The organism is Geobacillus sp. YF-1 (genome assembly GCF_052692335.1).
Map to the genome: position 1 here is coordinate 291,634 of NZ_CP199850.1, position 25,045 is coordinate 316,678.

Below are 25,045 nucleotides of genomic sequence, written 5' to 3' on the forward strand. Positions count from 1 at the left end.
TTTGCTCGTGGCAGTCGTTTTTCACCGGCCTTCTAGGAGGCTGGTGATTTAAGCGGACAAGCCGCTGATCAAACCCGTTTTTCAAATAGAAAAGCCTCGTCGCATCAGGATCGCTTTTCAAACGATCCCCCATTGCTCAAAAGAAACAACCGTTTTTCACCAGCCTTCCAAGGCCTTTCAACAGCAACCGATCAGCCCGGCGCTGCCGAGAAAGAGGGGGGAACGATGAGGGACAGCGGCCATCGTTGCTGTCCCAAGCTCTTGCGTATCGATGCGTCGCTGTCATGTTTATGTCGGGTTGATGACAGTTTCTGTTTCCTCATTAAGTAGCTGCCGGCGCTGCATATTCTCAACTAACGCAGTGACAGGGCAAAAACGAGTGATGCCTTCCCCGACTTTCATCGCCCCAAGCAAGATGGCCCACAAATAGGAGGTGCACCATGGGCGGCGGGCGAAGCGGGCGGCCCCCCAAGCGACGACAGTCAACCCAAGGGTAATGCGAATGAGCGCATTGACAATGCCAATATTGGCCATCGATGAATCCCTCCTTTCATCTTTCGTATTGTGAAAATGACTTTTGTGCGTTAAAATGATTACATGGAACGATTAGGAAACAAGGGACGGGGTGTCAATGAGCGAACAACGTTACCGATGGAAAGGCAGCGAGTTGCGCGAACAAGCAGCGGTGATTGATGGCAAACAATCGCCGACCAAAGTGTTAGTCAACGCCACGTATTTGCATTCGTATTTCCGCGAATGGGTGAAAGGGAATATATGGATTCATGGCGACCGTATCGTGTATGCCGGTGATCGGCTTCCCGACCGCGTTGATCCGTCATGTGAGACGGTTGACTGCCGCGGATATGTGCTTGTCCCCGGCTACATGGAGCCGCATGTTCATCCATTTCAATTATATAATCCCCATTCGTTTGCCTATTATGCGGCCTTGTACGGAACGACGACGCTGGTGAACGATAACTTGTTTTTGCTTTTACAGCTGAAAGACGAACAATCGCTTTTATTTTTGCAAAAAATGAATGCGCTTCCAACATCGATGTATTGGTGGTGTCGGTTCGACGGACAGACAGAGCTTGAACGTGAGGAGGAGACACTGTCCAACGCCCGGATCAAATGGTGGCTTGACCAAGAAAGCGTGCTTCAGGGCGGAGAGCTGACTTCATGGCCAAAAGTGATCGGCGGGGATGACATCATCTTGTACTGGATGCAGGAAGCGAAGCGGCGGCGGCGCAAAATCGAAGGACACTTTCCCGGAGCATCGGAAAAAACGCTCGTCAAAATGGCGCTCTTTGGCGCCGATGGCGATCATGAGGCGATGACCGGGAAAGAAGTGCGTCTGCGCCTTTGGCACGGCTATACCGTCACCCTCCGCCATTCTTCCATTCGCCCGGACTTGCCGGTGCTGCTTGAGGAGATGAAGGCACTCGGGCTTGAGCGTTATGACCAATGCCTGCTTACAACGGACGGTTCGCCGCCATCGTTTTACGAGCACGGGGTGATCGACCGGCTTATTCGTATGGCGATCGAACACGGCGTACCTGTGATCGATGCGTATGCAATGGCGACCATCAACGTCGCCCGTCATTATGGAATCGAGCATCTCCACGGCAGCATCACCACCGGACGGATTGCGCATATTAACTTTTTGCGCTCCGCCCATGACCCGACACCGGTGCAAGTGCTGGCGAAAGGCCAATGGGTCAAGCGCGAGGGCGAAGAGACTGCCATATGGCCAGCACCCGACTGGAGGCAATTAGGTCTCGGGCCTCTCTCGTTGTCGTGGGAGATTGACGGAGACGATTTGCAAGTATCGATGCCGATGGGGCTGCGCATGGAAAATGCGGTCATTTTAAAGCCGTATTCGGTGTCGATCGATACAACGCGCGACCATCTTGGCCATGATCACGACGAATGTTTTTTAGTGCTGCTTGATCGCCGCGGTCGCTGGCGCGTCAATACGATGCTGAAAGGATTCGCGACAGCGCTTGGCGGCTTGGCGAGCTCCTACTCCAACACGGGCGATCTGCTTCTGATCGGCAAACATAAAGAAGACATGATGCTTGCATTCCAACGCATGAAGGAACTGGGCGGCGGCATAGTGCTTGCCGAACGCGGGAACGTTGTCTTTGAGCTTCCGCTTCCGTTGGCCGGCATGGTGTCCCCGCTCGAGATGAGGACACTGATCGCCGAAGAGCGCGCGTTCGTTCGCCTTATGCGCGAGCGGGGGTATCGCTTCGAAGATCCGGTGTATTCATTGTTTTTCCTGCAATCGACCCATTTGCCATACGTTCGGATTACGCAACGGGGCATTTATGATGTGATGCACAAAACGGTACTCTTTCCTTCGATAATGCGGTAAAATAAAAAAGAAAAAAGGTTGTGTGTCCATTGAAACGTTGGCTGTTCATCATCGGGTGCACGGCGCTTTTGCTCGGTGGCTGCACGACGGAACGAGAGCAGAAACAAGCAAAACAAGCCGAGCCGCCAGCTTCTTCGCTGACAGAACCATCCGCGCCTGTGGCCGAGGAAAAACAACGATTTCCGCTCACCGGATTGCCGGCTCATGAAGATTCCCAACAGCGGGTGGTCGGCGTCATGATCAACAACCATCCGAAAGCCCGGCCGCAATCAGGGCTAAGCAAGGCCGATATCGTGTATGAAGTGCTTGCTGAAGGCGACATCACTCGCTTTTTAGCTCTTTATCAGAGCGAACGGCCCGAACGGGTGGGACCGGTGCGAAGCGCACGTGATTACTATATTGACTTGAGCGAAGGCTACCATGCACTGTATGTATGCCACGGCTGGAGCCCAGAAGCGAAAGCACGTCTTGAAGGAGGCGGCATCGACTATTTGAACGGTCTGTTTTACGACGGTACGCTGTTTCACCGCGTTTCGTTCCGCAAGGCGCCGCACAACTCGTACATTACATTCGCCAACATTGAAAAAGGGGCTAAACAAAACGGATACGCGTGGACGGACGAGGTCGTCCCGCTGCCGTTTCGCGATGACGAGCCCCGCGGCGAGCAGGCCGGGACGATTCACATCGCTTATTCGCGTCAGGCGTATGCCCAGGTGGAATACCGGTATGTACCGGAGCAAAAAGGATATGCTCGATCCAGCGGCGGCGAGCAGACGATCGATTATGATACGCATGAGCCGATTGTCGTGCAAAACGTGCTGATCGTCGCCGCCCGCCATCACGTCGTCGATCACTACGGGCGGCGCGCCATCGATTTGGCGGCAGGCGGCCAAGGCTATTTGTTGCAACATGGCGTTATCCAGCCGATCGAATGGAAAAACATTGATGGGCGGCTGCTGCCGTACCGCGACGGGCGGCCAGTCGGATTTGTGCCCGGGAAGACATGGATCAATATTGTTCCGACGCTGGACATTGTCCACTGGAAATAAAACAACAATGACGGGGCCCGCCTAGCGGTGGGGTGGAGCAAAGAGGAAAGCCACTCGGCCCGATCCGCTCGCCCTCACAACAGATTCGGGGCCGGTTAGAGAAAAACGAGGCGCGTTGCGCGGCGGCGGGAACGTCCCCGTCTCAAGCAAAGGAGGAAGACAAGGATGCAAATTGACAAACTGCGCGGCAGAGAGCTGGATCAGTTGTTTAAAGCGATTTTGTCGTTGCGCGATGTAGAAGAGTGTTACCGCTTTTTTGATGATTTATGCACGGTGAACGAAATTCAGGCGCTCGCCCAGCGGCTGGAAGTCGCTCGCATGCTGCGCGAAGGGTATACGTACCATAAAATCGAAACGGAAACCGGAGCGAGCACGGCGACGATCTCGCGCGTCAAGCGCTGCCTTAATTACGGCAACGATGCTTATGCCATGGCGCTTGACCGCATCAAAGAGGAAGAACGTCAAGAGGCAAGCGAACCGATCATCGACTGAGGCCAAAAGGAGGTTCCTTCCATTTGCAAAGGAACTCCTTTTCTTTTTGCGGATTTGTTATAATGAAACAATGGAGACGGAGTGGAGGGGATTTTGCGATGGAAGAGATTCGCGCCTGGCGCCATGTGTTCAAACTCGACCCGAACAAACCGATCGATGACGAGCGCCTAGAGCGTCTTTGTGAGTCGGGAACGGATGCTGTCATCGTCGGCGGCACGGACGGGGTGACGATCGATGGGGTGCTCGACTTATTGGCCCGCGTCCGCCGCTTTTCGGTGCCGTGTGCGCTTGAGGTCACGGATGTCGAGGCGCTGACGCCGGGATTTGATGTGTATTTGATTCCGATCGTTTTGAACAGCCGGCGAACGGAATGGATCATCGGCCGTCATCACGAGGCGATGAAGCGATACGGCGATGTGATGAACGGAGAGGAATTGGTTGCCGAAGGCTATTGCATTGTCAACCGTGAATGCAAAGCAGCAAAGCTGACAGAGGCTGATGCAGCGCTCGCTGACGAGGATGTCGTGGCGTATGCCCGTCTCGCCGAACAGCTGTATCGGCTGCCGATTTTTTATCTCGAATACAGCGGAACGTACGGAGACCCTGCTTTAGTGGACAAAGTCAAACGGGTGCTTAGCCGCGCGCAGCTCGTCTATGGCGGTGGCATCACGACGCCGGAACAGGCGGCGGAAATGGCTCGCTATGCCGATACAGTTGTCGTTGGCAACGCCATTTACGAGTCATTCGAAAACGCGTTGGCCACGGTGGCAGCCGTCCAACAGATGGCAGACCGGCGTAAGTTCGGCGCCGGAACATAGAACTTATGTTTGTTGGTGGTGGAAACGATGAATTTTTTATCAGAAAAGCTGCTTGCTCATTTAAATAAGGAGCAGCAAGAAGCTGTCAAAACGACGGAAGGGCCGTTGCTCATCATGGCGGGAGCGGGGAGCGGAAAAACGCGCGTGCTGACGCACCGGATCGCCTATTTGATGGCCGAGAAACAGGTGGCGCCGTGGAATATTTTGGCCATTACGTTTACGAACAAAGCGGCGCGCGAAATGAAGGAGCGAGTGCAGGCGCTGTTGGGCGGGGCGGCGGAAGACGTATGGATTTCGACGTTTCACTCGATGTGCGTCCGCGTGTTGCGCCGCGACATTGACCGCATCGGCATCAACCGCAATTTTTCCATCCTCGACCCGACCGATCAGCTTTCGGTCATCAAAGCGATTTTGAAAGACAAAAATATCGATCCGAAAAAATGGGAGCCGCGGACGATTTTAGGCACGATCAGCGCAGCGAAAAACGATTTGCTCGCGCCGGAACAATTCGCGAAGCGGGCGTCGACGTATTATGAAACGGTCGTGAGCGACGTGTATCAAGAGTATCAACAACGCCTTCTCCGCAACCATTCGCTCGACTTCGACGATTTGATCATGACGACGATCCAGCTGTTTGACCGCGTGCCGGATGTGCTTCAATATTACCAGTATAAATTCCAGTACATTCACATTGATGAGTACCAAGATACGAACCGCGCCCAATATACACTGGTGAAAAAGCTCGCTGCACGGTTCCAAAACATTTGCGCCGTCGGCGATGCCGACCAGTCGATTTACCGGTGGCGCGGGGCGGATATTCGCAACATCTTGTCATTTGAACGCGATTATCCAAACGCGAAAGTGATTTTGCTTGAGCAAAACTACCGTTCGACGAAGCGGATTTTGCAAGCGGCAAACGAAATCATCGCTCATAACGTCAATCGCAAGCCGAAGCGGTTGTGGACGGAAAATCCAGAAGGGAAGCCGATCACGTATTATGAGGCGATGAACGAAGTCGATGAAGCGCGGTTTGTCGCCGACCGCATTCAAGAGGCGGTCGAACAGGAAGGGCGGCGCTACCGCGATTTTGCCGTGTTGTATCGGACGAATGCGCAGTCGCGCGTCATCGAGGAAGTGTTTTTGAAAGCCAATATTCCGTATCAAATCGTCGGCGGCTTAAAGTTCTATGACCGGAAAGAAATCAAAGACATCCTCGCTTACTTGCGCGTCATCGCCAATCCTGATGACGATTTGAGCTTGCTGCGCATCATCAACGTGCCAAAGCGCGGCATCGGAGCGTCGACGATCGACAAGCTCGTCCGCTATGCGGTGGAGCATGGGCTGTCGTTGTTTGCCGCGCTCGGTGAACTGGAGATGATCGGATTCAGCGCCAAAACAGCCGGAGCGCTCGCCGCCTTCCGCGCCCAGCTGGAGCAATGGACGCAGCTGCAGGAATACGTTTCTGTGACCGAGCTCGTCGAAGAAGTGCTCGATCGGTCCGGCTATCGCGCGATGCTGGAGGAGGAGCGAACGATTGAGGCGCAAAGCCGGCTTGAGAACTTGGACGAATTTTTGTCGGTGACAAAGCATTTTGAAAATGTCAGCGATGATAAGTCGCTCATCGCCTTTTTGACCGACTTGGCGCTTGTTTCCGATTTGGACGAGCTCAACGGCAACGGCCAAGCGGCAGAAGGGGATGCGGTTGTGTTCATGACACTTCATGCCGCCAAAGGGCTGGAGTTCCCGGTCGTCTTTTTGATCGGCATGGAAGAAGGCATTTTCCCGCATAACCGTTCGCTCAACGACGAAGATGAGATGGAAGAAGAGCGACGATTGGCGTATGTCGGCATCACTCGTGCCGAAGAAGAGCTCGTGTTGACGAGCGCGCAAATGCGGACGTTGTTCGGAAACATTCAGATGAATCCGCCCTCGCGTTTTTTAAACGAAATTCCACCGCATTTGCTAAAGGCGGCTGTCCCCCGGTCTGTGGTCGCACCGCGTCCGGCTGCTGCCCGCCCAGTCCATGGCGTTGTCGGAGGATGGAAAGTGGGCGACCGCGCCAACCATCGAAAGTGGGGAGTGGGCACGGTAGTCAGCGTTCGCGGCGACGGAGAAGATCAAGAGTTGGACATCGCGTTTCCAAGCCCGATTGGCGTAAAGCGGCTGCTTGCGAAGTTTGCGCCGATTGAGAAAGCATAGAAAGGAGAACCGGTGACGTATGGATCGCCAACAAGCCGAACAGCGCGCAGCCGAGCTGCGCGAGCTGCTCAACCGCTATGGCTACGAATATTACGTGCTGGATCGTCCATCTGTTCCAGACGCGGAGTATGACCGGTTGATGCAAGAGCTCATCGCCCTTGAGGAACAGTATCCGGAGCTAAAAACGAGCGATTCGCCGACTCAACGCATCGGCGGACCGCCGCTGGAGGCGTTTCGCAAGGTGACGCATCGCGTCCCGATGATGAGCTTAGCGAACGCGTTTCACGAAGGCGATTTGCGCGATTTTGACCGCCGCGTCCGCCAAGAAGTCGGCGAAGTGGCGTATGTGTGTGAATTAAAAATTGATGGTCTTGCCGTTTCGGTTCGCTATGAAGAAGGTTATTTCGTCCAAGGGGCAACGCGCGGCGACGGAACGACAGGGGAAGACATTACGGAAAATTTGAAGACGATCCGCTCGCTGCCGCTGCGTCTTAACGAACCGGTGTCGCTTGAGGCGCGCGGCGAGGCGTTTATGCCGAAAGCGTCGTTTCTGCGCCTGAATGAGGATCGGAAAGCGCGCGGCGAGGAGCTGTTCGCCAACCCGCGCAATGCTGCGGCCGGCTCGCTCCGCCAGCTCGACCCGAAAGTGGCGGCGTCGCGCCAGCTCGATTTGTTCGTTTACGGATTGGCTAATGCCGAAGAGCTTGGGATTGCGTCGCACAGCGAGGCGCTCGACTATTTGCAGTCGCTTGGGTTTAAAGTGAATCCCGAGCGGCGGCGCTGCGCCACGATCGAGGACGTGATCGCGTTTGTCAACGAGTGGCATGAAAAACGGCCACAGCTGCCGTACGAGATCGACGGCATCGTCATTAAAGTCGATTCGTTTGCGAAGCAGCGACAGCTTGGCACGACAGCCAAAAGCCCGCGCTGGGCGATCGCTTACAAGTTCCCAGCTGAAGAGGTCGTCACAACGCTGATCGGTATTGAAGTGAACGTCGGCCGCACCGGTGTTGTCACCCCGACGGCGATCCTCGAGCCGGTTCGCGTCGCCGGCACGACCGTGCAGCGCGCCACTCTTCATAACGAAGATTTTATCCGCGAAAAAGACATCCGTATTGGCGATACCGTCATCATTAAAAAAGCGGGCGACATTATCCCGGAAGTCGTCGGTGTCGTTGCTGATCGGCGCGATGGGGATGAAGTGCCGTTTGTCATGCCAACGCATTGTCCGGAATGTCAAAGTGAGCTCGTCCGCCTGGAAGGAGAAGTGGCGCTCCGTTGCTTAAACCCGAACTGTCCGGCCCAGCTGCGCGAACGGCTCATCCATTTCGCCTCAAGGGCAGCGATGAACATTGAAGGGCTGGGGGAAAAAGTCGTCACCCAACTGTTTAACGCCGGTCTTGTCCACGATGTCGCCGACTTGTACCGGCTGACGAAAGAACAGCTTGTCGGTTTAGAGCGGATGGGTGAAAAATCGGCAGCCAATTTGCTGGCGGCGATTGAAGCGTCAAAGCAAAACTCGCTCGAGCGGCTGCTGTTTGGCCTCGGCATCCGCTACGTCGGAGCGAAGGCCGCCCAGCTGTTGGCCGAACATTTCGAAACGATGGAGCGGCTGGAGAAAGCGACGAAAGAGGAATTGATGGCCGTTCCGGAAATTGGCGAAAAAATGGCCGACTCGATCACCGCTTTCTTTTCTCAGCCGGAAGCGGTCCAGCTGTTGAATGAATTGCGCTCTTACGGTGTCAACATGGCATACAAAGGACCGAAGCGGGCGGTTGAGGTATCGGCAGACTCCGCTTTCGCCGGCAAAACAGTTGTTTTGACCGGAAAGCTGATGTCTATGTCGCGCAATGAGGCGAAAGAACAAATCGAGCGGCTCGGCGGACGCGTCACTGGCAGCGTCAGCCGCAGCACTGACATTGTCATCGCCGGCGACGACGCGGGGTCAAAGCTTGATAAAGCCCGACAATTGGGCATCGCCATTTGGGATGAACCACGATTTTTGCAAGCGATAAGCAGGAGGGAATCATGAGAAGAAATCCGATCATTCGCAGCGTCGGGGCTCGCCGCCAAACGAAACGGGCGCGAAAGCAGCTGGCCGCCCTCGGGCTCGCCGCTGTCTGCCTGTTGTCTTCGTGCGCGCCCAAATTCAACGAAGGCGAGGAAGTAGTGCAGAATAAAGGAAACAAAGAGCAAGAAGCGGTGATTCCGAAATACAACATCTCAGATTCGTATTATCGAGTCGTGCTGCCGTTTAAACCGTCCGGGGCGCGCGGACACGTGGTCAACGACGTCAATACGCGCCTTGACGTCGACGAATTTGAGACAGGGCTGATGCGTCTGGCTTCCGAGCGGTTTTCGCCCGACGATTACTTGTTTCAAGAGGGGCAGTATTTAGACAGTGAAACGATCGATAAATGGCTTGCGCGCAAGAAAACAGACCGCCAGTTGAAAGCGGAAAAAATGAAACCGGAAGACAATATCGGCTTAAATCCGGCGATCAACGATACAGGGACGAACGAGCAAAAAAATACGCAGAGCCCCATTTATTTGGCAAGCATTTTGGAACATGATTATTTAGTCAAGGCGGGCAATGATAAAGTGAAGCTCGGCGGCGTTGCGATCGGCTTGGCGTTAAACTCTGTCCATTATTATTCAACCGAACAAGGTTATCCGCGCGAGGTCAAAATCAAAGACGATGTCATTGAACGGGAAGGCAAGCGAATCGCCGCCGAGGTGTTGAAGCGGCTGCGAAAGATCAAAGGGCTCGGCAGTGTGCCGATCACGATTGCCTTATACAAACAGGCGCCGCGCTCGTCTGTGACTCCGGGGCATTTTTTTGCTGTTACCTACGTCGATGAAGGAAGCAGCACGATTGATGATTGGGAGGCGGTGCATGAGGAATATTATTTATTCCCATCCGATGAAGCGGAAGAAAACCACCGTGACGATTGGCTAAAATTCAACAACTTTAAATCGGACGTGGAAGATTTCTTTCCGAACTACACTGGCATTGTGGGTCGAGGATTGTACGTCAATGACCAACTTCAGAAGCTGACGATTAACATAACGATGCCGTTTTACGGCAAGGCGGAAGTGATTGGCTTCACCCAATATGTGACCGGTTTGGTGATGGAAAAATTTCCAGATTACATCACCGTCAACGTCTACATCTCTTCAGCCGGCCAACCTGAAAGCCTCATCGTGCGCCAAGCGAAAGCAGATGAGCCGTTTGTGCATATTTATCAATAAGTTAGCCGGCCAACCGTGGGGCAGCATGAGGGTGTCCCAAAAATCGGGATACCCTCTCTCAACGTTATATATAGACACTAACCATCGCCTCCATACTGCTGTGTCTTTCTTGAGGGGAGATCGCCTTTTGGGTCATCCCCATGCTTTGTTGATGATGAACCATTGCCAAGCGAAGCACCGTCCTGCTCTGACTTGCATCAGCGATAGGATGTTTTGTGGATAGAACGCGTTGGAAAAGGTGGTGAAAAACCCCTGTTTGCCTTGATCGGTGATGGAACGTGTGAACATAGAGGCTGATGCAGTAAGCTTTTTCTACTTGAGAAATGATCCTAAGAAGCGGTGGCGCGAGTAAATCACAACTCTCCTAGGGGGCTGGTGATTTAAGGGACAAGCCGTTTATCAAGCCCGTTTCTCAAATAGAAAAGCCCTGTCGCATCAGGATCGCCTTTCAAATGTTCCCCCTTTGCTCAAGAGAAACAATCGTTTTTCACCAACCATCTAGGAGGCTGGTGATTTAGTGCAAAACATGACTTATTCCATCCGTTTCTCAATTAGAGAAACCTTGCAGAATCAGCTTTCTTTTCTGAATGAAAATACCGCCGATTCGTTTGTGACAGCGGTTTTTCACCGCCCTTCTAGAGGATTGGCGAAAAACGGCTGCCAAGAGCAAATCTGCGGCATTTCGCCAAAAAAAGAAGGCTGATTTCACCCGGCTTTTCTAAAGGAGAAGCAGATGGAATCGCAGGATGTTGTACGAAATCACCGTCTCTCTCATGAAAGAATCGGCGCAGGGGTTTGGAGCGCTTTCCCCCGCTGCGGCATTGTGCGCATTTACGGCAGCGCGCTCGCTGTTTTAGCACTGACAAAAGAGGTGGGGCTGCCGCATATCAGGCTGGCCCTTCATTCACACGCCGCTGGCCAAATGGAGTGGACGGTGCCACAGCGATTCGTCAAGCCGGTGCTTCATTCACTTCATATGCGGCGCAGATGCCCGATTCAATCGCTCCTTGAATCCAGCCATGGTGGGTGGACGCATGTTCGCCAGCAAAATGGACCCTTCCTTCAGGGAGCGCGATGTACGGCGACAGTTCTGTCACTTGGTTCGGCTTCATCATCGTGAAGGCGCCCCCGGAGTACGGATCGCGCACCCAACTGTGGCTTGTTCCGGTTTCAAATTCGCGGTACACTTGTTCGCCATGGATGACGGCTAAGTTTTTTAACGTATATTCAAGCCGCTCTTCATCACTTAAGCTGTCCCACGGGATCGTGTCGTCTTCCCACGTATAGCTGGCCAAGACGACGCCAGGTCCTAGCGTGCCGATGCCTTGGCTTGGATATTGGGTGTATCGAATCGGCAGATCCGACACGGTTTTTCCTCCGAACATCCCTTCTTTTTCCCAAAACCGTGTTTTAAACTGGATGCCCGTTTTCGTTGAACCGGCATAATGAAGTTCACGAATAGCCTTCCATTTGTTTTCGGAAAACGAATGGCGCGGTTCGATGTCGACAAACTGCAAAACCGAGAACGGGATGGTGACGATCACCCGATCGGCGGTAATTTGAAACGGCTGAAAAATTTTCGTATGGGTCGCATGGACGGTGACGCTGTTTGGGGTTTGGACGATTTTTTGCACTTTGTGACTAAAGAGAATCTCGTCCTTCAGCTGCGGTAAAAAAGCTTTGGGAAGCTGGTCATTGCCGCCGGCGATTTCATAAAAGCGAATGTTCGGCGTAAATAAGACCATTAGCTCGCGCAACACCTCAAGAAACGACAATTCTGGGAAGCCTTCAAGCGAGAGAACGGTTTTGATCATGTCGATGGCTCCTACCGACAGCCTCGGGCCGAATGGGTTGTAGCGCAAATAGGCGTCCAGCGAGTAGCGGTCGAGCCGTTCGATGATAATGGGCCAATGTTGCTCTCGGTTTTGTTCAATGAATTGAATGACCGGACGAATGGCCATTTGCAACAGCTCGGAAGCGGTTTTGCCCCGTTCGTGGGGGGCGACGGGAAAGCCGAAGAGATCGGGATGCCGTTCGTATTCGTTCAGGCGCGCTTTGACGCCGCGAAAATAGAAAATGTCGCGCGGGGTGCTGTTGATAAACGGGTGGAGCGGCAAGTTGAATTTTTTGATATATGCCAATGTCAATGGATGGGTGTGCGGGATGCGCATCGCGCCCGCCTCGAGATACTGACCGTCGCGGAAGTCCGAGCGGAGCGTGTAAATGCGGCCGCCGACCCGCTCGGACGCTTCAAGAATCGTGATGCGATGGCCGGCTTGCTTCAACAATGATGCGGCGACAAGCCCGGCCATGCCGGCGCCGATAATGACGACCGTTTTCGGAGCGGATGGTTTCTTTAATCCGTTTCGAATGATCGAGATCATCGTCTCCATCGGTAGCCTCGGAGAAACATACGGATGCGCCACGTGTCCATCCTCCTTTGCCCTCGGGTAGCTCCCTAGGTGGAGCTGCGGTTATTCCATCTTATTCCGCGGCAAAGGAGGATATGTGGGGGAGCGGTCACAATTCGGAAAAGATATACGTCCCTCCGGCCAGCTCGAGGCGACGCTGCAGCTTGCTGCCGACGATGCGGCAGGCAAACGGCCTTGTCGACGAGGGTTCATCCGCTTGGGAAAAGCGGAGGCTGACGCCGCCAACCGTGAGTTCGGCATAAGTCCCCGCCTCATCGCGCCCCACATTCGCTGCCGGCAAATCAAACAGCCGACGGTAGCTGTTGACGGCGCGGTCGAGGCTACGCACATAAACGCTGACGGACGACAATGACGGCGCCCCATTTGCATGGCGCATGAGCGGCGCCAGCTCGTTCATCCGCACGTCATCGCGCTCGTCCCACTGGATGAAAAACGGATAGCGGAACGCGCCGTCTGCATCGTCTCGGATAAACAGCATCGACCACGTCAGTAACTTGCCGTCAGCGCGCTGGCGGCTGCCGGAGAACGGCCCGATCGGAGTGAATCCTTTGCTTTTGAGCTGTACAGCCAGCTGTTGGATATCGTTTGTTCGAAAGGCAAACTGGGAGAAGCCATTCCCCTCTTGACGGTCAGCGACAAGTTGGGCAATAAGCGGATTTTGGCAGGCGTTCGCTGTCTGCTCATCGGCGATGCCGATCCATTCGATGTAGCTTAGCGGCGCGAAATAGCATAACGCGTTATACGTTCCCCATGCCTCATGGCGGCCGCCGTGGATGGCCGTAAACCATAACTGTTTAAACGAGCCTTTCACCTGTTCCGGGCGCTCGGTCAGGTGGACGAGATGGTCAAACGCGACGTTCATGGCGGCGAACTCCTTCTGGATAGGGAATAGGTTAGCGGAACAGCATTTCTTTAAGCTTGTAGATGATGCGTTCGTTATCGACGGTGCGATGGGCGATAAAATTCAAGTCCAGCTTGATGTCTTCAATTTGGGCAGCCAATTGCTCGTAGCGGGAATCCATTTTCTGTTCGAGGCGGTCCACCGTTTGTTTCAATGAGGCAAATTCTTGGTGAAGATGGTGGACATCGGCGGCGAGAGCTTCTAGTTTGGCGTCTGTTTCGTCTTGGCGGTGGAGAAGAGCGGCCACGATGCCGTGTAATTCCTTTTGTCCAGCGCGAAGCGAATCTTGTTCTTGGCGCAGACGCTGCTGTTCCAGACGGATTTCCTGCTGCTCTTTTCGGATTTCTTGCTGTTCTTTTCGAATTTCTTCTTGTTCCTGACGAATGGCGATTTGTTCACGCTCGAGCCGCTCTTGCCCTTCGACAAGCAGTCGGAGCGTGCCGTCCATCGCGTTCAAGCGGTCGAGCACTTGAGCGAGCAGCGCTTCACTCATCGTCATCATCCCCCTTTTTCCTACGTTATGGCCATTATAGTACATATGTTCGAACTTGTCAATGGACAACAAAGGAAATGTTAGCCGGAATGTTGCTTTATTTCCTTTTATTTTGGTATCATCATAGTATTGTGAAAGGTCGACCATGTCGGAGGTGAACACGATGTCGCGAATTTCGCTCGAACAAGTGAAGCATGTCGCCGACTTGGCGCGGTTGGCGATTACCGAAGAAGAGGCGGAGATGTTTACGAAACAGCTTGATGCCATCATTACGTTTGCCGAGCAGTTGAATGAATTGGATACCGAAAACGTGCCGCCGACTTCGCACGTGCTTGATATGCGAAACGTGATGCGCGAGGATATTCCAGAACCGGGGCTGCCGCGCGAGGAAGTGTTGAAAAACGCGCCCGACCAGCAAGACGGCCAGTTCCGCGTGCCCGCTATTTTAGAGTAAGGAGGGGGATTTATGTCGCTCTTTGACCATACGGTGTCGGAATTACATACGCTGCTGCAAAAAAAAGAAGTGTCGATTTCCGATTTAGTTGACGAATCATACCGCCGCATCGGCGAAGTGGAAGAGAAAGTGCAGGCGTTTTTAACGCTGAACGAAGAGCAAGCGCGGGCGAAAGCGAAAGAGCTTGATGACAAGTTGGCGAAAGGCGAGGAGACCAACCCGCTGTTCGGCTTGCCGATCGGCATTAAAGACAATATTGTCACCAAAGGGTTGCGCACGACATGCGCCAGCAAAATTTTATACAACTTTGACCCGATTTATGATGCGACCGTCATGGAGCGGTTAAACGCCGCCGGCGCAATTACGATCGGGAAGCTGAACATGGACGAGTTCGCCATGGGCTCGTCAACGGAAAACTCCGGCTTTCAGCTGACGCGCAACCCGTGGGATTTAGAGCGCGTGCCGGGCGGTTCCAGCGGCGGTTCAGCGGCGGCGGTGGCGGCAGGCGAAGTGCCGTTTGCGCTCGGCTCGGATACGGGCGGTTCGATCCGCCAGCCCGCGGCGTTTTGCGGGGTTGTCGGATTGAAGCCGACGTACGGCCGCGTGTCGCGCTTCGGGCTCGTCGCGTTCGCGTCATCGCTCGACCAAATCGGCCCGATTACGCGCACGGTGGAAGATAACGCCTACTTGCTGCAAGTGATTTCTGGCGTTGACCCGATGGATTCGACGTCAGCGAACATCCCGGTGCCCAACTATGTCGAAGCGTTGACGGGCGATATTAAAGGCTTGAAAATCGCCGTGCCGAAAGAATATTTCGGCGAAGGCGTCGACGAAGGCGTGCGCCAGTCGGTGCTTGCTGCGCTCAACGTGCTCGAGAAGCTCGGAGCGACATGGGAAAAAGTGTCGCTGCCGCATTCAAAATACGCCTTGGCGACGTACTATTTGCTCGCTTCGTCGGAAGCATCGGCCAACCTTGCCCGCTTTGACGGCGTTCGCTACGGATATCGGACCGACAACGCGAAAAACTTGATCGACATGTACAAATTGACGCGGAGCGAAGGGTTCGGCAACGAGGTCAAGCGCCGCATCATGCTCGGGACGTTTGCTTTAAGCTCAGGCTATTACGATGCGTATTACAAAAAAGCGCAAAAAGTGCGGACGTTGATCAAGCGCGACTTCGAAAACGTTTTTGAGCAATACGACGTCATCATCGGTCCGACCACGCCGACGCCGGCGTTTCAAATCGGCGAGAAAACGAGCGATCCGCTGACCATGTATATGAACGATATTTTGACCATTCCGGTCAACCTTGCCGGCGTGCCGGCGATTTCCGTGCCGTGCGGCTTTGTCGACGGCTTGCCAGTCGGCTTGCAAATCATCGGCAAGCACTTTGATGAAAGCACGGTCTATCGCGTCGCTCATGCCTTTGAACAAGCGACCGACTACCATAAGCAAAAACCGGTGTTGTAAGGGGGGATGGACGATGAATTTTGAAACGGTGATCGGACTTGAGGTCCACGTCGAGCTGAAAACGAAATCGAAAATTTTCTCCAGCAGCCCGAACGCCTTCGGGGCGCCCCCGAATACGCAAACGAACGTCATCGACTTAGGGTATCCGGGCGTGCTGCCGGTTTTGAACCGGCAAGCGGTCGAATTTGCGATGAAGGCGGCGATGGCGCTCAACTGCGAAATCGCAACCGAGACGAAATTTGACCGCAAAAACTACTTTTATCCGGACAACCCGAAAGCGTACCAAATTTCGCAATACGACCAGCCGCTCGGCAAAAACGGCTGGATTGAAATCGAAGTGAACGGGAAAAAGAAAAAAATCGGCATCACTCGCATTCACCTTGAAGAAGACGCCGGCAAACTGACGCACACGGGCGACGGCTACTCGCTTGTCGACTTTAACCGCCAAGGGACGCCGCTCATTGAGATCGTCTCGGAGCCGGACATCCGCTCGCCGGAAGAAGCGTATGCGTATTTGGAAAAATTAAAGGCGATCATCCAATACACCGGCGTCTCCGACTGCAAAATGGAAGAAGGGTCGCTCCGCTGCGATGCGAACATCTCGCTCCGCCCGATTGGGTCGGACCGATTCGGCACGAAAACCGAATTGAAAAACTTAAACTCGTTCAACTTCGTCCGCATGGGGCTCGAGTACGAGGCGAAACGGCAGGAGAAAATTTTGCTCTCCGGCGGCGTCATCCGCCAAGAAACGCGGCGGTTTGACGAAGCGACGAAAACGACCGTGCTCATGCGCGTCAAAGAAGGATCGGAAGACTACCGCTACTTCCCAGAGCCGGACTTGGTCATGCTCTATATTGACGACGAATGGAAAGAGCGCGTCCGCGCCTCGATTCCGGAGCTCCCGGATGCCCGCCGGAAGCGGTATGTCGAGGAATGGGGCTTGCCGGAATACGACGCCAAAGTGCTCACCTTGACGAAAGAAATGGCCGACTTCTTTGAAGCGACGGTCGCCAACGGCGCCGACCCGAAACTGGCGTCCAACTGGCTCATGGTCGAAGTATCCGGTTACTTAAACGCCGAGCAAAAAGAGCTCCATGACATCGCTTTGACGCCGGAAAGCTTGGCCGGAATGATCAAGCTGATCCAAAACGGCACGATTTCGTCGAAAATCGCCAAAAAAGTGTTTAAAGAGCTCGTCGAACACGGCGGCGATCCAGAGACAATCGTCAAAGAAAAAGGGCTCGTGCAAATTTCCGACGAAGGAGCGCTGCGCAAAATCGTGCTTGAAGTGCTCGACGCCAACCCGCAATCGGTCGAAGACTTCAAAAACGGTAAAGACCGCGCGCTTGGCTTCCTCGTCGGCCAAGTGATGAAAGCGACGAAAGGACAAGCCAACCCGCCGCTTGTCAACAAGCTGCTCATCGAGGAAATCAACAAGCGGTAACCCATCCGACAAGCCTGCGATTCGCAGGCTTGTTTCGTTCATTGATTTTTTAGACTTTTAGAAAAACATGATTGACATCCCCCGATGGGAATGGTAGATTTTTATATAAAACCAACTGGATTAGTTGGATATCAACACCAAGAGGAGCGGGAGAGGAAGAAACCAAACCGAGGGGGAGGAAAACGATGAGCAATGAACGCACATTCCGCCCGGAGACGCTCGCCATCCACGCCGGGCAAAAACCGGATGGAGAAACGGGCGCGCGGGCCGTGCCGATTTACCAGACGAGTTCGTATGTCTTCCGCGACAGTGAGCACGCGGCCAACTTGTTTGGGCTAAAAGAGGAAGGGTTTATTTATACGCGCATTATGAACCCGACGAACGATGTGCTGGAAAAGCGGATCGCAGCGCTAGAAGGCGGCGTCGGGGCGCTCGCGCTCTCATCGGGGCAGGCGGCGGTGTTTTATTCGATTATCAACATCGCCTCAGCGGGCGATGAAATCGTGTCGTCTTCGTCCATTTACGGCGGCACGTACAACTTGTTCGCCCATACGCTGCGCAAGTTTGGCATTACGGTGAAGTTTGTCGATCCGTCCGATCCGGAAAACTTCGAAAAAGCCATTACTGACAAAACGAAAGCAGTGTTTGCCGAAACGATCGGCAACCCGAAAAACGATGTGCTCGACATCGAAGCAGTCGCCGCCATCGCCCATCGCCACGCCATTCCGCTCATTGTCGACAACACGGTCGCCAGCCCGTACTTGCTGCGGCCGATTGAATTCGGCGCCGATATCGTCGTCCATTCGGCGACGAAGTTTATCGGCGGCCACGGCAATTCGATCGGCGGCGTGATTGTGGACAGCGGCAAGTTTGACTGGAAAGGAAGCGGTAAGTTTCCAGAGTTCACCGAACCCGACCCAAGCTACCACGGGCTGGTGTATGTCGATGCCGTCGGCGAAGCGGCGTACATCACGAAAGCGCGCATCCAGCTGTTGCGCGACTTAGGGGCATCGCTGTCCCCGTTTAATGCATTTTTGCTGTTGCAAGGATTAGAGACGCTTCACTTGCGGATGCAGCGCCATAGCGAAAACGCCCTCGCCGTTGCGAAATTTTTGGAAGCGGAAGCGGCTGTCGAGTCGGTCAGCTATCCAGGGCTTCCAAGCCATCCGTCGCATGAGCTGGCGAAAAAGTATTTGCCAAACGGGCAAGGTGCGATCGTCACCTTTGAAATCAAAGGCGGCGTCGAAGCCGGGAAAACATTGATCGACTCGGTCAAGCTGTTCTCGCACTTGGCCAACATCGGCGATTCGAAATCGCTCATCATCCACCCGGCCAGCACGACGCACGAGCAGCTGAGCCCGGACGAACAGCTGTCCGCCGGCGTCACCCCGGGTCTTGTCCGCCTGTCCGTCGGCACGGAGTCGATCGATGACATTTTGGACGACTTGCGCCAAGCCATTCGCCAGAGTCAGGGGGTGGCGGCGAGATAACGAATAGTAGGTAAGCTCAAAGGCTGGTCGGAATGGAGGCCAGCCGTTTTTGTTTTCTCTCACTACTTGCTTTATATGTATTATATGTTATAATACAGTTGGGTTGACTTTGGCGCGTTCCGGAGACATAGGTCAAGATCTGAGCAAAGGGCTGTAAAGGGTAGCGTCAAAAGTTCTATGAAAACTCCACACAGACCATCCCATTGAGCATCGTGGGGCATGCAGAGAGCCGGATTCGCCCTTGACCAACACCCGCCAAAGGTGCGGAAGAGTCGTCAAGAGAGGGGGGAATCTTGCGAAAACTAACGTGTTTCCAGCGGCATTAGAAAATGCTTAGGATTAGGTTTTATACTGTTTTTCACAGATGGCTGGTTTATCGAAGAGAAGAGTAGTGAAAATGGCTGTTTTTCGTTGATCAGCGAATGAATGCCATTTTTATTTGAGAAATAATGATGAAAGCGGTATTCCCTCTTGAATTACCGTTCGTCTAGAGCGTTGATAAGAAAACGGTTTATTGATGGGGGAGAGGAGAGAATGGATATCGAGTTGCGGAAACTGCTGAAAAATAAAAATCTTTACATCAGCGCCGCCTGCCTGCTGCTGCTTGTCATCGGCGCCGTCGTGTTGGGAGTGAAAGATTATCGTGAAAATGTGCAGTTGCTTGAACGAATTTACCACGACAATCCTAATGTTTTCGCCTTGGCATCGCCTCACCTTGAATGGGTTGGCCTAGGAGGCTTCCACTTTAACGTACTCTCATCTCTATATTACTTCCTTTTCCCGCTATTGTTGTCGATCCCATTGGTGGATTCGATGGATCGTGAACGAAAGAGCGGAAATGTTCATTATCAATTGACACGGATGGGAAGAGGAGCTTATTACCGAAGGAAGTTTATGTTTACCTATATCAGCGCTTTTTTCTTGTTCCTCCTTCCTCTTGTGCTGGGAGTTGTGCTGGTGAATCTGTTGACGAATCATTGGGATTATTCGAGCTATTCCCAAGCATATCGGCAATTGATCGCCGGGACGCTGCCGCTGCCGGACAACTCATTTGCGGGAGAAAAGAAAACGCTTTTTTCATCTTTGCTGGAGATCTCCCCTTATTGGTATACACTCGTTTATTATGTAATCGGGGGGCTATTTGCCAGCGGTTACGTCTGCCTTGGTTTAGGATGTTCCTTGTTGTTGAAAAATCGGTATTTGATTACGTTGATGCCACAAATCATTTATATGCTTTGTTGGGCGGTGCTGACCATCATCAGCCAACTTGCTTGGGATCCGTTTAATTTCTTACTTCCTTCACAACCAGTAGAAGGATTGGCCTACTGGAAAATGGCCATCGTGTTTGTCCTCCAATTGTTGATCGCGGTAGGGGTATTTTCGTATGGAGTGAAGAAAAGTGAAGATGTTCTGTAAACAGAGTGTTTTTTTCATTTGGCAAGATGTAACGTTGCATCGAACCGTCATCAAGACCGTTCTAGGCGTCATTGCCTTGTTGATGTTTGCAGCCGTCCTGCCATGGGGATCAATCACGATTGGCAAATGGCATAGTCTAAAAGAGTTTATCTTGCTCTATCGGTATGAATTTTTCCATCTGCCTGCGTTTTTATTTCTTTTAGGTTCAATGTTGCGAACCAATACGTGGATGATCCTAAGAAGATACCGCACCCGGGGACAGATTGGGATGCATAAAGCGCTGCTCGTCCTCGCCTTAGCTGTCTGTATGTCTCTTTGGGTTGTCGCAGTAGGCGGATTATGTACAACGTTGGTGAAATATATTATATATCCCAACATAAAGAACGTCCATGCGGCTTTTTTATACGTGCCACATCGTGGGGACAAAAGCTCGTTCCTTTATTTTCTTATTACGTATTTTTTGCTCACAGCGATATTCGGGTTGATGTTTGTGTGGCTAACCGATTTTTGGGCGAACCGTTTTTTCAGCGTCGTAACGGTTATCACGCTGGCCATATTGGATATGTTCACCTTCAAGATGATACCGTACGTATTTTACATCAGTGAGAGAGTGTCTCCCGTTTGGACAATCCTAGTTTTCGTTTTGATGATGTTGCTGTTGATCCATATGATTCGGTTTTCGTCAAACAACAAAAACTACTATGTTCAGGATGATCTTTTATGAAACGAATGGATTTGGAGTTTACTCTCATCAAAATGGAGTTCAAAAAAATGATGATGACCTGCCTTTTATTCCCGCTGTTGGGCACTATGATGTCCATCAGGTCAGAGGCGTTTTCTTCCCAACACCTATCGGAGTTATTCGCCCGCTTATTCGGAGCGGTGACGATCTCAAATTGGATGTATTGGCTGATGTTTTGTTTCGGCTATGTGGTGTTGCTCCAAATCGTTTGGAAAAAACGTGATCAATATTTTGAACATACACTGTTCATTTTGTTAAGGGATACGACGTCGTACACGATAGCTAGGCTGCTGGTAGCTGTTCCGTTTACATTGGTGTATGTATTGGCGGCGTTTTTGATCGCTAGCGTTTTCGGTCTCTTTGTGTCGCATATGGCGGTTTCGTTTGACCGTTCGTTAGTGGTCATGTTCATTTGCATTGCTGTGAATTTGTATTGGCATGCCAGCGTGTGGATGTGTTTGAAGGTACACGCGACGAATCATTTGGCTAATGCCGTCATTCTCGCTTTGTTTTTTATAGGTGTGAAGCAGCCGATGGCTTTCGTTCCGTTGTACTACAGCATGGTCGATCATTTGCGGGGCGGTCTTATCGTGTGGTTGGCTCTGTTTGTGGAGCTCTTGTTGATTGGTCTGTTCGGGTATTGGACGGTCAAAAGAGTGAAGAACGCGGATTATATCTAGGAGGGGTTCGATATGAAGGCGATCGTCTTGTCCAATGTTTCCAAAACGATAAAAGGAAGAGAAGTGTTGCGCCATATCAACTTGGAATTGGAAAAAGGAAAGATTTATGGATTCGTCGGGCCGAACGGATCAGGGAAAACGATGTTATTCCGAGTCATCAGTGGATTGGTGAAGCCGTCCACCGGCACGGTGGCGGTATTTGGCCAGACGTTGCACCAAGATGTATCCTTTCCGAGCGATATTTCTGTTTTATTGGAAAAACCAGGTTTCCTTGAACAATACTCAGGATTCGATAATTTGCATTTTTTAGCCATGATTCAAAACAAAATCGGCGAGCGCGAGGTAAAAGAGGCAATGGAGCGGGTAGGGTTGGATCCGCATGATAAAAGGCCGGTGAAAGCCTACTCTCTTGGAATGAGACAAAGACTGGGTATCGCACAGTGCATCATGGAGAAGCCGCAGTTGATGCTGCTCGACGAACCGATGAATGCGTTGGATGAAAAATCAGTGGATCAAGTATACCAAATGATTCGGGAAGAAAACAAAAGAGGCTGCACCATTTTGTTGACGTCTCACAACAAGGTGGACATCCAGTCATTATGCCACGAAGTGTATGCAATGAATGAAGGGATGATTACCGGGATGACCCATATTGCGTCAGAATGACCGTCATGGGTGTCATGTCGAAATTCGCGAATATGGGGGAGCAAAAGATGAACAAAAAGAAAATTTTAGTTATCGACGACGAGGAAGACATTTGCTGCACCATTAAACAATATTTGGAGCTTCATCATTATCAGGTAGAAACGGCCCACAGCGGGATGGAAGCGTTGAAAGCAATGAACGAACATGTTGATTTAATTTTGCTCGATATCATGATGGAAGGCATTGATGGGATGGAACTGTGCACCATCATTCGCGATCGGGTGGATTGTCCCATTTTATTTGTCAGCGCCAAAGCGATGGAGGAAGATAAGGTTCAAGCGTTGGCGATCGGTGGGGATGATTACATCACCAAACCGTTCAGCTTAAAGGAATTGAAGGCGCGAATTGATTCCCATCTACGAAGGGAAGAACGGATTCGTTCAAACGAGAGATATCTTTTGAGTTCGAAACATATTACGATTGATCTTTTGGCTAACGAAGTCTTTTGTAAAGGAAAGAAATTACCGTTAACAAAAAAAGAATATGAGATTGTGAAGCTGTTAATGCTCAATAAAAAGGTCGTTTTCTCCAAAGAAAGAATCTTTGAACGAGTATGGGGGATTGACTCCGACAGCCAGTTAGACACTGTTACAGAAAGCATTAAAAATATTCGTAAGAAAATCAAGGCGGTCGACCCGGACACGTCTTATATTCAAACATTATATGGGCTCGGTTATAAATGGGATGTGACCGATGAAAAAGGATAAAACGATTAAACGAGATTTTTATTTGTTAGTTGTGAAAGTCGTGTTGGCAACGGCAATCTCTTCGGTCGTTACTTATTTATGCTTAATCTACTTGATTATTACATTAGCCGCGAACGATGTGGTGAAACCGACCAATTATTTCGTCAAAGATTTGGATTTGATGGAAAAAAAGATAAAAGAAAACGAAGAGGCGATTTTCAAGGGGAGATTCATTCCCATCCATCGTTACAGTGAAAAGATACAGGGAGAAGTTGTAGACATCAGCGGTAAGCATCTGTATGGTGATCGAGAAATTATAGACGATCAAGTGGATATTAGTCAATCGATCAACCGTGAGATTGTAAAAGGAAGCTATGTGTATCGGTTCATTCCCTTGAAGCATGATAACGCCATTCAGGCGGTATATGTGTTGAAAGCGCCTTTTGGGTTTATCATTAACAATCAAAAGCGCTTGGAACCTGTGCTCATTTATGCTGCGTTGCTGATTTCTCCATTGCTCTTTTTTATCGTCTATTTGATTTTCTTTACATCTAGGCTGTACCAATCATTGTTTCACAATATCAAATTGTTGCTCGAGGCGTCTGATCACATTGCCAGCGGGAATTTTGATTTTCACGTCTCGGGGTTGAAAAGAAAAGAGTTTATGAAAATCCAGAATTCCTTTAATGCCATGATCAGTGCGTTGAAAGAAATGGTGGAACGTTTAGCAAAGACCGATGACGAACGAAAAATGATGGTGTCATCGATCGCGCATGATATCAGAACCCCGTTAACGGTCATCCAAGGACAAATTGATTTGATTCAAGATTTGAGAAAGTCGGACCGCTTTGATGTCACGCCCCACTTAGAGATCATTCGCAAAAACTGTGGAAAGATGACCATGTTGACTGATAATTTGTCGCTGCTCTATAAAGTGGAGAAGAGCCACTTCTTATTGAACGCAAAAGAAGTGGATGTAAAGCAAATGCTTGATGAGAAGAAACGAGAGCTCTCAACCATGGTTTCTCGTCAACCATCGCTAGCGATTTGCTTTGATGTGAATTTGCAACGATCGTCTTATGTGCTTGATGAAGCAATGGTCATGAGAGTGTTGGACAATATTTTATACAACAGTTTGAGGTTTACAAAAAGCGGAGAAATTACGTTGGAAGTGCATGATGAAGAAGAGGGGAATGCGTGCAAAATTTATTTTCGCTGTTCAGACACAGGAACAGGGTTTAAAGAAAACGATACGTCTTTGTTGTTCCAGCCTTTTTATCAAGATAAGCAGTATAAACATCATGTCGGATTGGGGCTGTATATTGCGAAACAAATCGTCAATCATCATGGTGGGGACATTTGGGCGTACAACAATGACAAAGGCGGCGCAACGGTTGAATTTTATATTAAGGAGCTGTCTCTTGATCATTCCAGGACCTTCCCGCCGTTGTAGAAGTGGAGGATGCAGCTAGGGGGCCTCCCTAGCTGCGATCGTTTGGCGGTTATTTCCTTTTAGCGATGAGAAATTGATGGTTCACTGTAACCGCCACTTCTTCCTCCGGGTTTACGCCTTTGATGCTGTATACCCAGCCAAAGTTCAAATGAGTTCGTTTTTCATCTTTTTGGTCGGGAATGAGTTCGATTTTTCGCAGCTCCTTTTTGCTCAAAATGCGGTGATGTTCATTGATTGTAATCGTCTCCGCTACTTTTCCGATCGGTTTGTTCAAGTGCTGTCGATCGACTTTGGCAGCTTGAATCACGTAGATTCGGCCTTGGTAGCGAATTTCTTGCAAATTGTCCTTGTTCAGCTCGTATTTTGGCAATTGTCGGTCGATCTCCATATTTTGTGTGGCGGTCTTTTTTAAGTCGCTGATCACGGAACAGCCTCCGATAAAGAAAATACCGATCCATACGACGAGCAAAATGGAATGTTTCATCGTTTGCC

The 25,045-nt window shown here is 51.5% G+C and carries 23 protein-coding genes; 18 read left to right on the plus strand and 5 right to left on the minus strand.

All coding sequences use genetic code 11. The annotated features are described in order from the left end of the window. Positions 1–288: 288 nt before the first annotated feature. A complete protein-coding gene (locus ACTVIM_RS01545) occupies positions 289–534 on the minus strand; it encodes a YgaP family membrane protein (RefSeq protein WP_033018432.1) in 246 nt (81 codons plus the stop codon). 97 nt (positions 535–631) lie between these two features. Here ACTVIM_RS01545 and ACTVIM_RS01550 point away from each other — a divergent pair, with 97 nt between their 5' ends. The 8 genes from ACTVIM_RS01550 to ACTVIM_RS01585 all read left to right on the plus strand — a co-directional run bounded on the left by ACTVIM_RS01550 (position 632) and on the right by ACTVIM_RS01585 (position 10,890). Further along, positions 632–2,377 carry an adenine deaminase C-terminal domain-containing protein gene (locus ACTVIM_RS01550; RefSeq protein WP_445613419.1) on the plus strand — a complete coding sequence of 582 codons (1,746 nt, stop codon included), beginning with the start codon at positions 632–634 and terminating at the stop codon, positions 2,375–2,377. Positions 2,378–2,406: 29 nt separating this feature from the next. Further along, a complete protein-coding gene (locus ACTVIM_RS01555) occupies positions 2,407–3,426 on the plus strand; it encodes a DUF3048 domain-containing protein (RefSeq protein ID WP_445613420.1) in 1,020 nt (339 codons plus the stop codon). A 165-nt stretch (positions 3,427–3,591) separates the two neighbouring features. Continuing rightward, a complete protein-coding gene (locus ACTVIM_RS01560) occupies positions 3,592–3,918 on the plus strand; it encodes a YerC/YecD family TrpR-related protein (RefSeq protein ID WP_033018428.1) in 327 nt (108 codons plus the stop codon). Positions 3,919–4,016: 98 nt separating this feature from the next. Continuing rightward, positions 4,017–4,736 carry a heptaprenylglyceryl phosphate synthase gene (locus ACTVIM_RS01565; RefSeq protein WP_445613421.1) on the plus strand — a complete coding sequence of 240 codons (720 nt, stop codon included), beginning with the start codon at positions 4,017–4,019 and terminating at the stop codon, positions 4,734–4,736. Between the two features lie 27 nt (positions 4,737–4,763). Further along, positions 4,764–6,935 carry a DNA helicase PcrA gene (gene pcrA / locus ACTVIM_RS01570; protein ID WP_445613422.1) on the plus strand — a complete coding sequence of 724 codons (2,172 nt, stop codon included), beginning with the start codon at positions 4,764–4,766 and terminating at the stop codon, positions 6,933–6,935. Between the two features lie 19 nt (positions 6,936–6,954). Beyond that, the gene (gene ligA, locus ACTVIM_RS01575) at positions 6,955–8,967 is read left to right on the plus strand and encodes an NAD-dependent DNA ligase LigA (RefSeq protein ID WP_445613423.1); all 2,013 of its coding nucleotides are present in this window, start codon (positions 6,955–6,957) and stop codon (positions 8,965–8,967) included. Next, complete coding sequence (locus ACTVIM_RS01580; protein WP_445613424.1) at positions 8,964–10,187, plus strand: CamS family sex pheromone protein; 1,224 nt, start codon at positions 8,964–8,966, stop codon at positions 10,185–10,187. Before ligA ends, ACTVIM_RS01580 begins: the two co-directional genes overlap by 4 nt. 517 nt (positions 10,188–10,704) lie before the next feature. Further along, positions 10,705–10,890, plus strand: coding sequence for a hypothetical protein (locus ACTVIM_RS01585; protein ID WP_445613425.1), 186 nt, complete (start codon positions 10,705–10,707; stop codon positions 10,888–10,890). Between the two features lie 247 nt (positions 10,891–11,137). Here ACTVIM_RS01585 and ACTVIM_RS01590 read toward each other — a convergent pair whose 3' ends face one another. From ACTVIM_RS01590 to ACTVIM_RS01600, 3 genes are all read right to left on the minus strand, one after another. Next, positions 11,138–12,613 (minus strand): flavin monoamine oxidase family protein, encoded by a 1,476-nt coding sequence (locus ACTVIM_RS01590; RefSeq protein ID WP_445613426.1) that lies wholly within the window; start codon positions 12,611–12,613, stop codon positions 11,138–11,140. A gap of 94 nt (positions 12,614–12,707) precedes the next feature. Next, complete coding sequence (locus ACTVIM_RS01595; protein WP_445613427.1) at positions 12,708–13,481, minus strand: VOC family protein; 774 nt, start codon at positions 13,479–13,481, stop codon at positions 12,708–12,710. A 31-nt stretch (positions 13,482–13,512) separates the two neighbouring features. Beyond that, positions 13,513–14,019 (minus strand): hypothetical protein, encoded by a 507-nt coding sequence (locus ACTVIM_RS01600; RefSeq protein WP_033018448.1) that lies wholly within the window; start codon positions 14,017–14,019, stop codon positions 13,513–13,515. Positions 14,020–14,176: 157 nt separating this feature from the next. Between ACTVIM_RS01600 and gatC the strand changes: the two genes are divergently transcribed. The 10 genes from gatC (at position 14,177) to ACTVIM_RS01650 (ending at position 24,553) form a co-directional block, all read left to right on the plus strand. After that, positions 14,177–14,467 (plus strand): Asp-tRNA(Asn)/Glu-tRNA(Gln) amidotransferase subunit GatC, encoded by a 291-nt coding sequence (gene gatC, locus ACTVIM_RS01605; RefSeq protein ID WP_031405929.1) that lies wholly within the window; start codon positions 14,177–14,179, stop codon positions 14,465–14,467. A gap of 12 nt (positions 14,468–14,479) precedes the next feature. Beyond that, positions 14,480–15,937 carry an Asp-tRNA(Asn)/Glu-tRNA(Gln) amidotransferase subunit GatA gene (gene gatA, locus ACTVIM_RS01610; protein ID WP_445613428.1) on the plus strand — a complete coding sequence of 486 codons (1,458 nt, stop codon included), beginning with the start codon at positions 14,480–14,482 and terminating at the stop codon, positions 15,935–15,937. Between the two features lie 13 nt (positions 15,938–15,950). Continuing rightward, positions 15,951–17,381 carry an Asp-tRNA(Asn)/Glu-tRNA(Gln) amidotransferase subunit GatB gene (gatB, locus tag ACTVIM_RS01615; RefSeq protein ID WP_445613429.1) on the plus strand — a complete coding sequence of 477 codons (1,431 nt, stop codon included), beginning with the start codon at positions 15,951–15,953 and terminating at the stop codon, positions 17,379–17,381. 185 nt (positions 17,382–17,566) lie between these two features. Next, a complete protein-coding gene (locus tag ACTVIM_RS01620) occupies positions 17,567–18,871 on the plus strand; it encodes a homocysteine synthase (protein WP_445613430.1) in 1,305 nt (434 codons plus the stop codon). A 534-nt stretch (positions 18,872–19,405) separates the two neighbouring features. Then, positions 19,406–20,287: an NADH dehydrogenase FAD-containing subunit gene (locus tag ACTVIM_RS01625; protein WP_445613431.1), complete on the plus strand. Its 882-nt coding sequence runs from the start codon at positions 19,406–19,408 to the stop codon at positions 20,285–20,287. After that, positions 20,271–21,011, plus strand: coding sequence for a hypothetical protein (locus ACTVIM_RS01630; protein ID WP_033020705.1), 741 nt, complete (start codon positions 20,271–20,273; stop codon positions 21,009–21,011). The genes ACTVIM_RS01625 and ACTVIM_RS01630 overlap by 17 nt, the downstream gene beginning before the upstream one ends. Next, positions 21,008–21,709: a hypothetical protein gene (locus ACTVIM_RS01635; protein WP_445613432.1), complete on the plus strand. Its 702-nt coding sequence runs from the start codon at positions 21,008–21,010 to the stop codon at positions 21,707–21,709. Before ACTVIM_RS01630 ends, ACTVIM_RS01635 begins: the two co-directional genes overlap by 4 nt. Before the next feature lie 12 nt (positions 21,710–21,721). Further along, positions 21,722–22,375: an ABC transporter ATP-binding protein gene (locus ACTVIM_RS01640; RefSeq protein ID WP_033020703.1), complete on the plus strand. Its 654-nt coding sequence runs from the start codon at positions 21,722–21,724 to the stop codon at positions 22,373–22,375. A gap of 47 nt (positions 22,376–22,422) precedes the next feature. Next, on the plus strand, positions 22,423–23,121 hold the full coding sequence (locus ACTVIM_RS01645; protein ID WP_033020709.1) for a response regulator transcription factor: 699 nt from the start codon (positions 22,423–22,425) through the stop codon (positions 23,119–23,121). Beyond that, positions 23,108–24,553: an ATP-binding protein gene (locus ACTVIM_RS01650; protein ID WP_445613433.1), complete on the plus strand. Its 1,446-nt coding sequence runs from the start codon at positions 23,108–23,110 to the stop codon at positions 24,551–24,553. The genes ACTVIM_RS01645 and ACTVIM_RS01650 overlap by 14 nt, the downstream gene beginning before the upstream one ends. A gap of 49 nt (positions 24,554–24,602) precedes the next feature. Here ACTVIM_RS01650 and ACTVIM_RS01655 read toward each other — a convergent pair whose 3' ends face one another. Beyond that, positions 24,603–25,037, minus strand: coding sequence for a NisI/SpaI family lantibiotic immunity lipoprotein (locus ACTVIM_RS01655; RefSeq protein ID WP_033020700.1), 435 nt, complete (start codon positions 25,035–25,037; stop codon positions 24,603–24,605). Positions 25,038–25,045: the final 8 nt, after the last annotated feature.

Coding starts and splice junctions, on each gene's coding strand:
- ACTVIM_RS01545 (WP_033018432.1), bottom strand. CDS start 534: ATGGCCAATATTGGCATTGTCAATGCGCTCATTCGCATTACCCTTGGG.
- ACTVIM_RS01625 (WP_445613431.1), top strand. CDS start 19,406: ATGGATATCGAGTTGCGGAAACTGCTGAAAAATAAAAATCTTTACATC.
- ACTVIM_RS01635 (WP_445613432.1), top strand. CDS start 21,008: ATGAAACGAATGGATTTGGAGTTTACTCTCATCAAAATGGAGTTCAAA.
- gatA (WP_445613428.1), top strand. CDS start 14,480: ATGTCGCTCTTTGACCATACGGTGTCGGAATTACATACGCTGCTGCAA.
- ACTVIM_RS01595 (WP_445613427.1), bottom strand. CDS start 13,481: ATGAACGTCGCGTTTGACCATCTCGTCCACCTGACCGAGCGCCCGGAA.
- gatB (WP_445613429.1), top strand. CDS start 15,951: ATGAATTTTGAAACGGTGATCGGACTTGAGGTCCACGTCGAGCTGAAA.
- ACTVIM_RS01620 (WP_445613430.1), top strand. CDS start 17,567: ATGAGCAATGAACGCACATTCCGCCCGGAGACGCTCGCCATCCACGCC.
- ACTVIM_RS01655 (WP_033020700.1), bottom strand. CDS start 25,037: ATGAAACATTCCATTTTGCTCGTCGTATGGATCGGTATTTTCTTTATC.
- ACTVIM_RS01550 (WP_445613419.1), top strand. CDS start 632: ATGAGCGAACAACGTTACCGATGGAAAGGCAGCGAGTTGCGCGAACAA.
- ACTVIM_RS01560 (WP_033018428.1), top strand. CDS start 3,592: ATGCAAATTGACAAACTGCGCGGCAGAGAGCTGGATCAGTTGTTTAAA.
- ACTVIM_RS01580 (WP_445613424.1), top strand. CDS start 8,964: ATGAGAAGAAATCCGATCATTCGCAGCGTCGGGGCTCGCCGCCAAACG.
- pcrA (WP_445613422.1), top strand. CDS start 4,764: ATGAATTTTTTATCAGAAAAGCTGCTTGCTCATTTAAATAAGGAGCAG.
- ACTVIM_RS01600 (WP_033018448.1), bottom strand. CDS start 14,019: ATGACGATGAGTGAAGCGCTGCTCGCTCAAGTGCTCGACCGCTTGAAC.
- ACTVIM_RS01650 (WP_445613433.1), top strand. CDS start 23,108: ATGAAAAAGGATAAAACGATTAAACGAGATTTTTATTTGTTAGTTGTG.
- ACTVIM_RS01640 (WP_033020703.1), top strand. CDS start 21,722: ATGAAGGCGATCGTCTTGTCCAATGTTTCCAAAACGATAAAAGGAAGA.
- ligA (WP_445613423.1), top strand. CDS start 6,955: ATGGATCGCCAACAAGCCGAACAGCGCGCAGCCGAGCTGCGCGAGCTG.
- gatC (WP_031405929.1), top strand. CDS start 14,177: ATGTCGCGAATTTCGCTCGAACAAGTGAAGCATGTCGCCGACTTGGCG.
- ACTVIM_RS01645 (WP_033020709.1), top strand. CDS start 22,423: ATGAACAAAAAGAAAATTTTAGTTATCGACGACGAGGAAGACATTTGC.
- ACTVIM_RS01565 (WP_445613421.1), top strand. CDS start 4,017: ATGGAAGAGATTCGCGCCTGGCGCCATGTGTTCAAACTCGACCCGAAC.